General features: G+C 36.2%; 15 protein-coding genes. 4 read left to right on the forward strand and 11 right to left on the reverse strand.

All coding sequences use genetic code 11. The features are described 5' to 3' along the window. Positions 1 to 111: 111 nt before the first annotated feature. Entirely contained in the window at positions 112 to 315 is a 204-nt protein-coding gene (locus I0Q91_RS09830; protein ID WP_282550596.1) for a cold-shock protein, read from the forward strand. A 92-nt stretch (positions 316 to 407) separates the two neighbouring features. Here I0Q91_RS09830 and I0Q91_RS09835 read toward each other — a convergent pair whose 3' ends face one another. After that, on the reverse strand, positions 408 to 1,466 hold the full coding sequence (locus I0Q91_RS09835; protein WP_270454338.1) for an HD-GYP domain-containing protein: 1,059 nt from the start codon (positions 1,464 to 1,466) through the stop codon (positions 408 to 410). A 72-nt stretch (positions 1,467 to 1,538) separates the two neighbouring features. Then, entirely contained in the window at positions 1,539 to 2,099 is a 561-nt protein-coding gene (locus I0Q91_RS09840; protein WP_270454339.1) for a DOMON domain-containing protein, read from the reverse strand. A 140-nt stretch (positions 2,100 to 2,239) separates the two neighbouring features. Between I0Q91_RS09840 and I0Q91_RS09845 the strand changes: the two genes are divergently transcribed. Further along, a complete protein-coding gene (locus I0Q91_RS09845) occupies positions 2,240 to 2,707 on the forward strand; it encodes an HAD family hydrolase (protein ID WP_270454340.1) in 468 nt (155 codons plus the stop codon). Positions 2,708 to 2,760: 53 nt separating this feature from the next. Here the strand turns inward: I0Q91_RS09845 and I0Q91_RS09850 are convergent, their stop codons facing one another. Next, a complete protein-coding gene (locus tag I0Q91_RS09850; RefSeq protein ID WP_270454341.1) occupies positions 2,761 to 4,158 on the reverse strand; it encodes an HD domain-containing phosphohydrolase in 1,398 nt (465 codons plus the stop codon). A gap of 143 nt (positions 4,159 to 4,301) precedes the next feature. Here I0Q91_RS09850 and I0Q91_RS09855 point away from each other — a divergent pair, with 143 nt between their 5' ends. Together I0Q91_RS09855 and I0Q91_RS09860 are read left to right on the forward strand one after the other, a co-directional pair. Continuing rightward, on the forward strand, positions 4,302 to 5,090 hold the full coding sequence (locus tag I0Q91_RS09855; protein ID WP_270454342.1) for a TspO/MBR family protein: 789 nt from the start codon (positions 4,302 to 4,304) through the stop codon (positions 5,088 to 5,090). A gap of 136 nt (positions 5,091 to 5,226) precedes the next feature. Beyond that, the gene (locus I0Q91_RS09860; RefSeq protein WP_270454343.1) at positions 5,227 to 6,183 is read left to right on the forward strand and encodes a DUF302 domain-containing protein; all 957 of its coding nucleotides are present in this window, start codon (positions 5,227 to 5,229) and stop codon (positions 6,181 to 6,183) included. Between the two features lie 46 nt (positions 6,184 to 6,229). Here I0Q91_RS09860 and I0Q91_RS09865 read toward each other — a convergent pair whose 3' ends face one another. From I0Q91_RS09865 to nikC, 8 genes are all read right to left on the reverse strand, one after another. Further along, positions 6,230 to 6,904 carry a cation transporter gene (locus tag I0Q91_RS09865; RefSeq protein ID WP_270454344.1) on the reverse strand — a complete coding sequence of 225 codons (675 nt, stop codon included), beginning with the start codon at positions 6,902 to 6,904 and terminating at the stop codon, positions 6,230 to 6,232. Positions 6,905 to 6,921: 17 nt separating this feature from the next. After that, on the reverse strand, positions 6,922 to 7,650 hold the full coding sequence (locus I0Q91_RS09870) for a diacylglycerol/polyprenol kinase family protein (RefSeq protein ID WP_270454345.1): 729 nt from the start codon (positions 7,648 to 7,650) through the stop codon (positions 6,922 to 6,924). A 46-nt stretch (positions 7,651 to 7,696) separates the two neighbouring features. Then, positions 7,697 to 8,713, reverse strand: coding sequence for a YeiH family protein (locus tag I0Q91_RS09875; RefSeq protein WP_270454346.1), 1,017 nt, complete (start codon positions 8,711 to 8,713; stop codon positions 7,697 to 7,699). A gap of 19 nt (positions 8,714 to 8,732) precedes the next feature. Beyond that, the gene (locus tag I0Q91_RS09880; protein ID WP_270454347.1) at positions 8,733 to 8,969 is read right to left on the reverse strand and encodes a hypothetical protein; all 237 of its coding nucleotides are present in this window, start codon (positions 8,967 to 8,969) and stop codon (positions 8,733 to 8,735) included. Positions 8,970 to 8,991: 22 nt separating this feature from the next. Further along, a complete protein-coding gene (locus tag I0Q91_RS09885) occupies positions 8,992 to 9,918 on the reverse strand; it encodes an N-acetylglucosamine kinase (RefSeq protein WP_270454348.1) in 927 nt (308 codons plus the stop codon). Positions 9,919 to 9,920: 2 nt separating this feature from the next. Continuing rightward, positions 9,921 to 11,543, reverse strand: a complete 1,623-nt coding sequence (gene nagZ / locus I0Q91_RS09890) for a beta-N-acetylhexosaminidase (RefSeq protein WP_270454349.1) — start codon at positions 11,541 to 11,543, stop codon at positions 9,921 to 9,923. A 29-nt stretch (positions 11,544 to 11,572) separates the two neighbouring features. Then, positions 11,573 to 12,781 (reverse strand): exo-beta-N-acetylmuramidase NamZ family protein, encoded by a 1,209-nt coding sequence (locus tag I0Q91_RS09895; RefSeq protein WP_270454350.1) that lies wholly within the window; start codon positions 12,779 to 12,781, stop codon positions 11,573 to 11,575. A 64-nt stretch (positions 12,782 to 12,845) separates the two neighbouring features. Next, on the reverse strand, positions 12,846 to 13,694 hold the full coding sequence (nikC, locus tag I0Q91_RS09900) for a nickel transporter permease (protein WP_270454351.1): 849 nt from the start codon (positions 13,692 to 13,694) through the stop codon (positions 12,846 to 12,848). Between the last annotated feature and the right edge of the window lie 8 nt (positions 13,695 to 13,702).

The raw sequence follows: 13,702 nt of genomic DNA on the forward strand, positions 1-13,702 counted from the left end.
TTTATTTTTTCAAGCCGCTTGACATTATTAAAATACATGATATAATTTATGTTGTTGGGTGTCAAAAATCTAGTAATACTGCCCAGCAGATAAATTAGGAGGAATATTTAAATGATTTACACAGGTACAGTAAAATGGTTTAATGATCAAAAAGGTTTCGGTTTCATTGAAAGAGAATCTGGCGACGACGTATTTGTTCATTTTTCAGCCATTCAATCTGAAGGTTTCAAAAGCCTTAACGATGGCCAGGAAGTCGAGTTCGAAGTAGTAGAAGGCGACCGCGGTCCACAGGCTGCAAACGTTGTTGCATTATAATAAGTATATAATACTTTAATATAAAGCAAAAAACGTAAGACCCCCTGTCATTAATTTGACAGGGGGTTTTTAAATTTAAAGCCAGTTAATTTTTAATTTAATATTTCAATAATCTCCAGTTCATCTTCTCTGTAAAGATCGATATGTCTATCAGCAACCTCAACAACTGGCCTTTCAGGATGTCTGGGATTAATAAAAACAACCCTACCCTCCTGGCCATCACTTAATAAAACCCTTTCCTGGAGAAATAGATTAGGAATATTCTCCGTGAAGACCGTCTTCAACTTATGATCAAAATGTGTAGAATCCTCTTTAACAAAGACTTTAATAGCCTTAAAAGGAGAACTCTTCTTCTGATAATTTCTTTCAGCAGTAATTGCATCAAAGGTATCTACAATCGCCAGAATCCTGCCAAACAGCGGTATCTCCTGCCCCTTTAAGCCATCAGGATAACCTGAACCATCATATCTTTCATGATGGGTTAAAACAGCTTCAGCAACTTTAGCTGGAATAGATTCAGAATCCTTAAGCATATTATAACCATACTTACTATGGCGCTTAATCCACTGATATTCCTGATCAGAAAGTTCATCAGCTTTATTTAATATTTCATCAGGAATCTTGGTCTTGCCTATATCATGCAGAAGACCTGCCTGGGTTAACATCTCTATATCAGCTTCATCCAGACCCAGCCACTTCCCAAACTTATTCGCCAGGATACTGACATTTAAAGAATGGTGATAGGTATATTTATCTGCAGTCCTGACAACATTTAAAAGATCAACAACTTCCAGCTCCTCTGAAAGAAATTCAGCCTCCCTCTGCAAATCATTGATACTCTCTTTTTCTAAATTACCCTGAAAGTTAATTTTATCAAATAACTCTTCAGTCTCATTGACCTTTCTAGAATAATCTTCTTTAATCTCCTCCTTCTCATCAATACCATGTTCGATATCTTCCAACTCATCAGTATAGATATATACATAATCCTGATCTAACTGACTTAATTTTTTAATATTATTGCTATTAATTAAAGTATCTTCAGGAATTAAAACTCCTCCATATTCCCCCTGGATGGCCCTGGCCAATTGCATCCCTGGCAAAACATTTTTTATATCTATCTTCTTTATTTCTCTACCCTCTAATTGCATATAGTCCCCCCTAACCTCAAAATAAAGCCCCTAAATAAATAGGGGCTCTCTAATATTAAATTAAATCAAATCTTAAAACTCTATTTCAATAGTAGTTCTGCCTGTATGCCGGGCTGAAAAACTGGTGTCACTATCATGATATGCCAGAATAATAGTATAGGTCTCTCCCTCTTCTACACCGGCAATAAAATCTTCAGAGAATGGTATGGCAAACTCTAACATCTGTGTCCCATCCTCGGTAATACTGCCTGCAAAATCGCCAATATGCTCTTCTTCAGTTTCAGCATGAGCAGTTGGAGCAGTTCCCATATGACTTTCAATCGAAATCTCTGGCTCTCCATCCACAAAGGCAGCAATGATTATTGAAGCATCTCTCATTCTTAAAGTAGGCTCAAAACCAAAAGCAAGCCAGCCTTCACCTGGGCTTGTAAGTCCTATATATAGATTTTCCTCATCATGATTCCAGTAAAGGTCCATCCCAATATTGGACTCAGCAGAACCTCTATATTCTTCCGCATTTATTACACCATCAATTTCAGGAGCTGTCTCAGCTGCAACCTGACCTGACATAAAAACTACCAGAGCAAGCAAAAAGACCCCAACTCCGATGATCTTTGAGATTTTTATTTCCATAATTATCATCTCCCATTTATTGTTTCTAATATATTAATTCTCTATAAAGCTAAAATTTCCTGCATATATGTCCGAAAACAAATTATTTTAAAGGATATCAATAACCAATCCTGAAGTTATTATTAACGGTGGTGATAAAAATGAAAATTGAAATCCCGAATTATGGTGAATTTAAAATTGAAAATCTGGCCTTTGATTTTAATGGCACCCTGGCAACTGGCGGCGAAGTGCCAGAAAAAGTAATAAAAAAACTTAATTCATTAACAACTAATTTTAAAGTTTATATTCTAACGGCAGACACCTTTGGAACAGTTAGAGAAATGGTAAATGAACTGGATATTGAAGTTGCAATAATTGAAAAAGGCGATGGCACTAATTTCAAAAGAGATTTCATCCAAAAAATCGGCAATAATGAAACTATTGCTATCGGAAACGGAAATAATGACAGACTAATGCTTGAAGAAGCAGCAATTGGAATTGCTCTAATCGGCAATGAGGGAGCAGCTATTAAGACCATTTTAAATAGCGACCTTGTCCTTAATAATATATTTGATGTCTTTCAATTATTAGAAGAGCCAGAGCGGTTAATAGCCTCCCTCCGAAAGTAAGATAAAATCCTGGGCAGAGCTTAATTAAGGCCAAAACCTGCCCAGGAGGTTTTTTATTTAAAATGAGGACATATTTCAAAAAATTCAGGTTCATCAGCAGCTGCCAGCTTTTTAAAATCAATTTCAAGTTTAAAGAAATGTTCAGCAACCTGATTGGAATCAAATTTAGCAAACTCTTTTGCTATATCATTACGGAACCTCATTATAATCTCAATATTATCAAAAAATATATCTAATAGTTTGCCATCAAAATGCTGCTTCCTTCCGTCAGCCATTATATCAAGTGTCTTTTCTAAAGAATATGCATCTTTATAAACTCGATCAGACATTAAAGCATCAAAAACATCTGCTATAGCAACAATCCTGCCTTCAATAGGTATCTTTTTGCCGGATAAACCTTCAGGATATCCACTCCCATCCCATTTCTCATGATGGGTATAAGCTATTTTCTGAGCAGTCTTTAATAATTTATGATCTGTATTTCTTAAAATATTATAGGCAATCCTGGGATGACTCTCAATCACCTCAAATTCATCAGGGGTTAACTTGCCAGGTTTTAAAAGAATGCGATCTGGAATACCGATTTTGCCAATATCATGCATTAAAGAGGCATAATACATTTCCTTTAATTTTTTAGGTTCATCTGTAACCCATGAATATAAAAGGGTCGCTGTCAAACTAAGGCTGATCAAGTGAAAAGCAGTATCTTCATCCTTATATTCAGCAGCAAAACAGAGCCTTTTAATAATCTCCCTTGTTCTTCTCTCATTCTCCTCTAAAGAGTAATCAAGCATAACTATCTGACTTGCCAGCATATCAAAACTGGATTCTACCTGATCTAAAGCATTATTTAAAAAGAGAGAAACCATTTTTTGATTCCTTTTTTCTGCAATTCTTTCCGGCTTACTCTTAGAAGTATTAATCCTGCAAAATTGTCTGTTATCTTTATATTTATTACAAATATATTTTTCTAAATTCAAAATTGCCTGATCAACCTGTTCTGATTCAAAGATAAGGCCACCCTGAAATTTCCGGAACATATCCTGATCAATTTGTTGTTTGCCCTCAGTTTCCTGGGTTATCAGGGCCATTGAATATTCTGGATGTTGAATTATAACAGTCCATTCCTTCAACATATTCCTGCTAACTTCATCATTACCATCTGAAAGATTAATAAAATTAGCCTCTGAAAATTTTCTTCTAGTTGTTTCAGAGAAACTATCTGCAAACAGATATAATTCTTTGCAAATTTTCTCTAACCTCTGATATCTTGATATCTCATGTAGAAAAAACTTTTCTTTCTGAAAGAAAACAAACATCCTGCCATTTAAATTAAAATCAATAACAACATCCTCAATTGCTTTTGTGACAGCAAGCAGAGAGGCTTTATTATATATTTTATCTCTCAAATTATTAAACTCATTAGAAATCTGATTATACAACCCTGCCATATTCCTACCTCCTAAAATACGCTATTTACTATTATATAATTAAATATAAATAGTTCAATACCTGCCTGCAAAAAAAATAAAACTCAAATTTTAAAGGAATTTTTTCAAATAAAAAGAATATAATAGTGAGAGGAGTTGATTTCATGAAATTCAATAATGAATTGACTACAGATTTAAAGCTTAAACAGGGTCTAAATATCATCGGACTTATAATTATGATTACTGTTAATGCCCTGGCCAATATTTTACCGATCAATGATATCCCAACAGGCGATGTATCTGATAAATATGAAAATATCTTTACACCTGCCGGTTTTACCTTTTCTATCTGGGGTGTCATCTATCTTTCATTAATTATCCTTATAGTTTATTTAACAGTCGGGCTAATTAGAAAGAAAACCCGCTCCATTAATTATATCAAAGATATGGGTTATTTCTTCTTTATCTCATCTATTTTAAATTCTATCTGGATTTTCCTCTGGCATTATGAACTTCTTGGAGCTTCAATCTTTGTAATGTTAGGTATTCTATTCTCATTAATTATTATTTACAGAAGAGTTAACCTTAACTCTATCAATTACCGCTGGCTAACAATACCATTTAGCATCTATTTAGGCTGGATCTCCGTGGCAACAATCGCCAATATAACAGCCTGGCAGGTTGCTATTAATTGGGGCAGACTTGGTAGAACAGAAACCTTCTGGTATGTAATTCTGTTAATTGTTATAGTTCTACTGACTGGTTTCTTTATAAAAATATTCAAGGATTACATCTATTCCCTGGTCATTCTCTGGTCACTAACTGGCATCCTGGCCAAACTTTCCGAAGAAATGGCACTGATTAGACTTGCTCCAGTGGCAACAATCTTAGCCATGCTTGCAATTATTTTAATTGCCGTCAAAGAAACCGGGGGCAAAATCAGCTTCAGATAAACTGTATTCTGCTTAACAGAAATAATTATTATTAAAGGTTAAAATCTCTTATGGATACAGCTACGGGGTACCCATATTTATTATAAAATATCTATAGGAGATGATTATTATTTTAAATTCAAAAATCACAAAAGGTTTGACAGTATCTTTAGTTTTGGTCTTTCTATTAGCAGGAGCATTATTTACAGGCAATCAGGAAGTTGAGGCCAGTGAATCATTTGGTTTAATTGCCGATCTAATGATGTTAGAAGACCAGAGTCTTTATGGTTTTGATGAAACCGTCGAAAGATTTAGAGAAGAAATCGATGCTGCTGGTTGGGGTATATTAAATTATCACGACATGCAGGAAGTAAAAGCCGGACATGCCTATGACGTAATGAATGTTAAAGTCTTCGATCTCTGTTCTGCTGAATATTCATATAATATTCTAAGATTGGATGATGAAAGAATAGTTTCCCCAATGATGCCATGCAGGATTTCCATCTATGAAAAAAGTGATGGTAATACCTATATTGCCAGAATGAACTCACCTTTAGTTGCAAGATTCTTTGGTGGTGAGATAAATGAAACCATGCAGATTGCAGCAGCTGAGACTGAAGAAGTAGTTGAAAAATTAATAACTGGTGAAAGAATTCCTGGAAGTTCTGCCTTTGAGTTCTTCGGTGGCCTTGGCTATACACGTTTTGCCGATTCTGCATTGGATAACTCATTTGGTTTTTATCTTGGAAGCAAAGTTAATCTAACCAGAACTATCGGCCTCTCTGCAGAATATCAAAGATATAGCCCTTCAACCCATTCATTAAACGGGCTTGTATTTACAGGAAGTTTTGACCTTGTTCAGACTGATAATGACAACCCGGTCTCATTATCAGCATTATTAGGTTCAGGCTATTATTTCGGCTCAGTCGATAATTACGACTTTGATAGCGGCTTCGGTGCAAAAATTGGTGCCGAAATTAATGTTGAAATCCAGGACCAATTAGATTTTGTCGGTAATGTAAATTATAGAAATCTTGACCTTGATGCAGACAATGGCGAAAGCTATGATCTATCAGGATTTGAGTTCAAAACTGGACTAACTTATACTTTTTAATATAACCTAATCTAAATAATTGAGACCTGAATTGAGCTAAACACCATTAAATCAATTCAGGTCTTTTTTTTATGCCATTATATAGGATCTGAACAGCTGAAAACCAGATAAAACCAACAACCACAATAGCTCCAATCGGATCAGATAACCATGACCTCTCTCCTAAAAGATCATAAAAAGTGATAACTAAGCTTATAAGCACAACAATATCCATTAAAGTCTTGGCCCGATAAAATTTCCACTGATTATCCATAATTAAAGAGTAGGAAGACTTATTTAAATTATAATTTTTATACCAGAAAAAACCATTAACAAACATACCTGCTACACTTATAAAAATACCAGGTATCAGCCAGCCAGGAGGCTGCTGGTTGATTAGCTGATTAATAGCAGAATAAAGAATAATAAATCCACTGATGATCATAACTATGCCCATAATCATTCCAGATAAAAACTCCAGCTTATCCGACTCCTCATTTTGACCGGATACCTCTGCCTGACAGGATTTAATATAAATAACCCAGGCCAAAAACAGCGCCATAAATTCATTGGTCCTCCTTAAAAATATCGCCAGCAGAACCGGAGTCTCACCTAAATAATAGGCAATAAAAGTACTTAAAGGCGCCAGAAAACTAACCATCCAGGCGGCCCTGAGTAATTTCTCTTTTCTCACAGATTCTTTTTTATCTGTCTTCTCCATTAAATCCTTAATGGAAACCATATCTCCTCACCCCGATTTTAAAATCTCAGTAAAATAGAAAAGACAGCAGCAGCTACTAAAGGTACTGTAATCGTATCAAGTCCATCTCTGGAAACAGCCTCAATTACTGTAGCCACTACTGTTATAAAAAATATTTTAATTATAAAATTCATCTCCAGTAAAAATTCTGGCAATATAAGAGTTAAAATAATCAGCGAGAAAAAGCCAGTAAACAGAAACGCCAGACTCCCCTGGAGACTCTTCTTCTTAGAAAATATAAAATTATTATACCTGTCTCTGCCAAAATATTTGCCAATAAAACCAGCAAAGGCATCACCAACTGCCCAGACAACTGTTCCAAAGATAGCTGCCTCAGGCTGAGCTAATACTGCCAGGAATATTACAATTAAAAGCACCTGCATCACAAACAGATACTTCAGTTGTTTATGAAGCTCCCTATTCTCTGCAAATGTAGTATTTCTCCGATCAAAATCTATTAGCTTGAAGCTCAAGTACTGATTTTCTATCTTCAAATATATAAATGCCAGCAGATAAAATCCAATCAAAAATATTAAAATAATATACCAGTTCTCAAATAGATAAACTGCCAGGGCCAGCGAAATACCATAGAAAAAATGATAACTTTTTCTTATAAATTCCTTTGATAGCGAGCCAAATATTTTCAGAAGAATCAGGGCTGAAATAAAGATAAAATAATATATAGCAAGGAGAATAATTGCATTTAATTCGCTGATTAATATATCCATTTCAATCCCTTCCTCTCAGTCTAATAACTTAATTATATCATCTTAACTAGAGAAAGAGAATAGAACTAATTACTATACTAATCAAAGCCATACTCCCGGCAACTAAGAACCCAACTATAAAGGGATTGCCTCCAATCTCCTTAAGTTCGGTCCAGTCAACCCCCAGGCCAATTCCAGACAGGGCAAGCAGAATCAAAAACCTTGATACTGGAGAAATTATAGAACCTATACCTGCAGGTATTAAACCAAGTGAATTTATAATTATTAAAGCCAGAAAACCTAATATAAAGTTAGGAAAAATTTCTTTTAAATTATAGTCTTTTTCTCCAGCCTGGCCAGTATTTTTAGCCAATTGTCTGGTATTATAATAATAACCAATAAGCACTATTACCGGTATCATCAATACATTCCTGGTCAACTTAATCATTGTTGCAACCTGGCCTGCTGCCTCACTAAAGATAAAGCCTGTAGCCACAACCTGAGATGTTGAGCTAATAGCCGTCCCTGCCCAGGCTCCAAAAACTGTATCAGATAAACTTAAAAGCAACCCTATTATTGGATAAATAAAAATTGCCAGTACCCCAAAGAAAGTCACAATGCAGATACTCATAAATATATCATCATCTTCTGCCTTAATTACCGGGGCAATAGTAATAATTGCAGTATCTCCACAGATCGATAACCCGGCAGCTATCAATAACTTCTGTTTTAAAGTAAGATTATATTTATCTCCTAATTTAAAAGTAAAGACAAAAGCCACCGAGATTATTAAGACAATCAGACCAAGACCAGGCAGGCCAACTTCAGTAAATTGTTGAAAGCTAATCGTTCCACCTAAGAGGATAATTGCTATCTTAAGGAGTCTCTTAAGTCCAAGCTTGATACCAGGACCAAAAACCTGATGATTAACGCCAATAGTATTATTTAATATAATACCGATAATTATTGCAATAAAGACTGCCCCAATAAAATCAGGCAAAAAATATGCAATAAACTGTGATAGTAATGCTATAATTGTTATTAAAACCAGACCTGGAATGTACCTGCGAATATCTGCTATCATAAATATCCTTCCAATAAAATTATTTTCTAATCTTAGAACCGGAATAAGTAAAATGATCCTGAATCATATCAACCTTATTATCTTTTATCTGACCAATTACTGTCTCACAGTTGCCACAGATAAGATTATCACCATCAACTTCCCCATCATAGAGCCTGGTAATTCTATCTTTATAACATCTTAAAACCTTACCCATGCCAATCTTTTTATATTTCATTATTTTCGTCTTACAACGGGCACATTTTATAGTCAGCATTTATACCACCTCGGATATATAATTATATCAGAGTTTCAGCAAGATAGAGAGCCCCGAATACTGGCTCCAGTTCTATCTTTCTAATCGATTTAAACTCAATTGCAGCTGCTTCAATCAAAGATTGAATCTTACCTCTGTAAAAATCATTATTGGTTAGGCCACCAGCCAGGGCTATTCTTCTATCTTCAACAGGTAGCTTCTTTGCCAGAGCAATAACTTCAGCCGCTAATTCTTTAGCCCCGGCTTCAACTATTTCCAGGAAGAAAGAATCGCCCTCTTCAGCCTGATTAAGAATCACTGGAGCTAATCCTGCCAGTTCTTTCCTGGGAAGTCTATCCCCCTGATAGATAAAACTGATCAATTGATCCCGATTATGAATTTCTTCATTCAAATTCTCAAATAAAAATCTTAACTTATCCTCTTTACCAGAACGGTCTGCCCTCTTTAAAGCCATTTTAAAACTAGATAAACCAAGCCAGCAGCCACTTCCGGCATCGCCGAGAATAGGCCCCCAGCCTCCTGATCTATAAAAATTATCTTCTTCATCTAAAGCATAAGCTATTGAGCCAGTTCCTGCGATTAAAACAATCCCTGGCTCACCCTGCCAGGCTGATAAAAGTGCAGTCTTGCCATCATCTTCAATAATAATATCATCAAAAACCATTAACTGGCTTAACTCATTTTTTAAAGCCAGTTGCTCTTCCTTTCTTCCACAGCCTGCAACTCCAGCCCCAATCTTGATACCAGCGTTTTCACGATCTTTCCAGAGCAGCACCGGATCTAGAGCCAGTTTACAGGTCTCAGCTATAACTCTGGCAGAACCAGCTGCCCCAAGCTGCTGAAAATTAGCGCCAGTACCATACGCCTGACCGACTATTTTTCTATTTCTAGCTTCCATTACAATGACCCTGGTATTACTTCCTCCAGCATCTATTCCAACTAGATACATAATTAGACCTCCAATATCTTGACTGGTAGCTTACCTCTAGCCTGGCTGTTACCCCCTAAGATATCAGCCAGTGGCCTGGCATGATTGGGACTATAATCATAGGTAGTTAAAACTGGTAAATCCTTTAAAAACTTAAGTTCATAAGGGTTTCTCTGACTCACTATAATTGGTTTTAAACCTGCAGCCAGCATCCTCTGAATAAATTTATGCTGTTCTTTATTCTTTACAATATCTCTAGTTAATACAATTAACTCTAAATCTCTCTTTTCATATATTTTATCCTTAAAAAATTCATTAGTCAAACCTGAAAATTCTTTAACCTTATATCCTTTATTAGAAAGTTCCCTGGCCAGTTGACTTTTCTCCCCTTTATCTATATCATCAGGGCTGGTCTCAACCGGGCTGCTAATATCACCAGAACAATTTATCAACCAGAGCTCTTTACTTTTGTCCAGCGGACTCTCAAAAATATTATCCTGGTCCTGTAAAACTGTAATGCCTTTAGCAGAAATATCTCTGGCAATTGAACCACCATTCTCTAGCATATTTAAAAATTCATCACCAGAAAATTCATTCTTTAAATCCCAGGATAATCTGGCCTGTTTCAACTTCAAAACCCTTCTGACAGATTGATCTATTCTAGCTTCAGATAAACGGCCATCATTTACAGCTTTCTCCAGTTCCTTTAATACTGCTAGCTGTTTCTCACGATTATGTGATACCAGTACCTGATCGCTTCCAGCCTGAATTGTCATAACACCGGCAGGTACAGTTCCATAGGTACCAACTATCCCATTCATCTCCATACAATCAGTTATGACCATACCTTCAAAACCAAGCTTATCTCTTAAAATACCTGTTAGAATCTTCCTGGAAAGAGTGGCTGGCAGACCAGCTTCTGATGTTAATTCAGGAAAAGCAATATGGGCAGTCATTATGCTATCAATTCCAGCATTAATTGCTTCTTTAAATGGTTGTAACTCAACTCTATCCAATCTATCATAACCATATTCAATCACTGGCAGGTCATGATGGGAATCAACACTGGTATCACCATGGCCTGGAAAATGCTTGCCACAGGCAACAACACCGCTCTCCTGGAGGCCATTGATATATTCTTTGCCAAATTTACTAACTTCTAGAGGATCAGCACCAAATGAACGGACACCAATCACCGGATTTTCAGGATTATTATTTATATCAAGAACAGGGGCAAGATTCATATTAACCCCGAGATATTTCAACTGTTCTCCTGCACCTTTTGCTGCCCTAAAGGCTTCTTTGTATTCACCAGTTGCTCCAATAGCCATCAGACCTGGCATATGGGTCATCCCATTAACTCTGGTCACAACCCCTCCCTCTTCATCAGCTGAAATTAAAGCAGGGATATTACTGGTTTCCAGAGAAACCCTCTGTATCTCTTTAGAAAGCCTGGAGACCTGTTCAGGACTCTCGATATTTCTTGCAAAATAGATAATCCCGCCAACTTTATATTTGTTAATCATCTCTTCTAATTCAGGTGTTAATTCCTGGCCATCAAAACCGACCATCATTAACTGTCCTAACTTTTCTTTTAATGTCATATCTGCAATTATCTTATCTGGATCCAATTTCTGAAAGTTCATTTTTATAGCCGCCCTCTCTAATTAATAAATTAGATATTTTCCCTCTCATCTTTGAAAGTTTCAATTCCTTCAGCAAAATCCTCTTTAAGTTCAGCTAAAGCCTTTTTATAATCAAATTCCTGATTCTCTATTAATTTACTCAATAACTTTCTATAGCTATCGGTACCAAGTAATAAGTCTATAAAATACCTATTATCGTCTAATTTAAAGAAATCAAATTCTTCCGGATGGAGTTTAATAATCTCCGCCATCAGAGTTAATCCAACTTCAAGAGAGTCAACTTTATCTGGGTCTGTAATGAATAATTGGATCCCATTACAGTTTTCCCCCTGATGTTTAGAGCTTTTCGGAGAAAAATTTAAAGGCCTATAACCGACACCAGGCAATTCATAGCCTCTCATCTTTAATGTTAAAACCATACTATTTAACCAGGGTGCTCCGACTATCTGAAATGGCAGGGTTGTTCCCCGACCTTCAGATAAGTTAGTCCCTTCAAATATTGCTGTAACTGGATAAAGCATCGTTGCTTCAGTTGAAGGAATATTAGGCGAAGGAGCTAACCAGGGTTCAGATATCTCCTGACAGGTCTCTCCATGCCAATTTTTTAATTCAATAACCTCTAAACCATCTCCAGGCTCTGGTCCCTCAATTTTTCCAGTCTTAACTGCCCAGATAGCCAGTTCACCAACTGTCATACCATGGCGTAGAGGCAGACTTGTCGCCCCCACAAAAGACTGAAAATTTTCATCAAGTAAATTCCCTTCAACTTTTCTTCCTAAAGGATTGTATCTATCCAGGATCACAAAATTCAAGTCATTTTCTTTAGCTGCTTCCAGACAGTAAAAAAGTGTACTGATATAAGTATAATATCTAACTCCAACATCCTGAATATCAAAGATAAGAGTCTCAAGCCCCTCTAAAACCTCAGCTGATGGCCTCTTATTATCTCCATAAAGGCTAATTACTGGCAGGCCACTAGCAGGATCTTTAGAATCATCGACTTTCTCCCCGGCAGCTGCACTGCCTCTAAAGCCATGCTCAGGGGCAAATATTTTCTGGATATCTAACTGGAAATTTAATCTTAAATCATTTAATAATAAATCTAGATTCTGTCTCATCTGATGATCTCTACCGGTATGGTTGGTTATCAAGCCAGTAGGGCCGGTAAATGGAATCTGAACCTCTTTTGCAATAACTCTATCTAAACCTGATCTGTATTGACTGGAACACTCACTCATAAATATTACCTCCTAATCTAATCTTAAAAACTCCAGATTGTAATCTGGAGTTTATTATATCATATTAATCAACCATATTTGGATCAAGTGCATCTCTCAACCCATCACCGAGTATATTAAATGATAAAACTGCAAGCATTATTGCTATTCCTGGAAAAGTCGAAACCCACCAGGCCTGTCGTATTATCTGCCTTCCAGTATTTAACATCTCGCCCCATGAAGGTGTTGGTGGTTGAACACCTAATCCTAAAAAACTAAGTGAAGACTCAGTTATTATAGCTCCTGCCATACCTAAAGTAGCCATTACAATAATAGGTGCTATACAATTTGGCAGCATATGTTTAAATATAATTCTAAATGTGTTAGCTCCCATTGCTTTGGCTGCGCTTACAAATTCTTTGTTTTTCAATGAGAGAAATTCGCCTCTAACAACCCTGGCATATCCTACCCAATTAACTATTCCTATTGCCAGCATTATATTAAATAAACTGGCTCCTAAAACTGCCACCAGGGCTATAGCCAGTAAGATACTTGGAAAAGCCAGTAATACATCAACTATTCTCATTATTATTCCATCTACATAACCACCATAATATCCGGCTAATGTTCCAAAGATAACCCCCAGCAAACCTGAAATGCCAACTGCTATAATGCCAACTAACAAGGAAATTCTGGTACCATAAATTATTCTTGTTAGAATGTCCCTGCCCATTCTATCAGTTCCTAATAAATGTTGAGATGATGGTGGCTGTAATGTTGCCCCTAAGTTTATCTCATTAGGATCATAGGGACTAATAATAGGAGCAAATATAGCAACTCCAATAATTAATATAATAAGCCCTAAAGATATTTTTACCCTTGTATTGTTTTTTAATTGCCTTATAACTCTGGCTGATGCTGTATTATTAGCCATATTATAAT

The organism is Halonatronomonas betaini (assembly GCF_015666175.1).
GTDB lineage: Bacteria > Bacillota > Halanaerobiia > Halanaerobiales > Halarsenatibacteraceae > Halonatronomonas > Halonatronomonas betaini.

Excerpts from the sequence above, each read along its gene's own strand:
- I0Q91_RS09830 (WP_282550596.1), top strand. The coding sequence starts at position 112 with ATGATTTACACAGGTACAGTAAAATGGTTTAATGATCAAAAAGGTTTC.
- I0Q91_RS09835 (WP_270454338.1), bottom strand. The coding sequence starts at position 1,466 with ATGCAATTAGAGGGTAGAGAAATAAAGAAGATAGATATAAAAAATGTT.
- I0Q91_RS09840 (WP_270454339.1), bottom strand. The coding sequence starts at position 2,099 with ATGGAAATAAAAATCTCAAAGATCATCGGAGTTGGGGTCTTTTTGCTT.
- I0Q91_RS09845 (WP_270454340.1), top strand. The coding sequence starts at position 2,240 with ATGAAAATTGAAATCCCGAATTATGGTGAATTTAAAATTGAAAATCTG.
- I0Q91_RS09850 (WP_270454341.1), bottom strand. The coding sequence starts at position 4,158 with ATGGCAGGGTTGTATAATCAGATTTCTAATGAGTTTAATAATTTGAGA.
- I0Q91_RS09855 (WP_270454342.1), top strand. The coding sequence starts at position 4,302 with ATGAAATTCAATAATGAATTGACTACAGATTTAAAGCTTAAACAGGGT.
- I0Q91_RS09865 (WP_270454344.1), bottom strand. The coding sequence starts at position 6,904 with ATGGTTTCCATTAAGGATTTAATGGAGAAGACAGATAAAAAAGAATCT.
- I0Q91_RS09870 (WP_270454345.1), bottom strand. The coding sequence starts at position 7,650 with ATGGATATATTAATCAGCGAATTAAATGCAATTATTCTCCTTGCTATA.
- I0Q91_RS09875 (WP_270454346.1), bottom strand. The coding sequence starts at position 8,713 with ATGATAGCAGATATTCGCAGGTACATTCCAGGTCTGGTTTTAATAACA.
- I0Q91_RS09880 (WP_270454347.1), bottom strand. The coding sequence starts at position 8,969 with ATGCTGACTATAAAATGTGCCCGTTGTAAGACGAAAATAATGAAATAT.
- I0Q91_RS09885 (WP_270454348.1), bottom strand. The coding sequence starts at position 9,918 with ATGTATCTAGTTGGAATAGATGCTGGAGGAAGTAATACCAGGGTCATT.
- nagZ (WP_270454349.1), bottom strand. The coding sequence starts at position 11,543 with ATGAACTTTCAGAAATTGGATCCAGATAAGATAATTGCAGATATGACA.
- I0Q91_RS09895 (WP_270454350.1), bottom strand. The coding sequence starts at position 12,781 with ATGAGTGAGTGTTCCAGTCAATACAGATCAGGTTTAGATAGAGTTATT.
- nikC (WP_270454351.1), bottom strand. The coding sequence starts at position 13,694 with ATGGCTAATAATACAGCATCAGCCAGAGTTATAAGGCAATTAAAAAAC.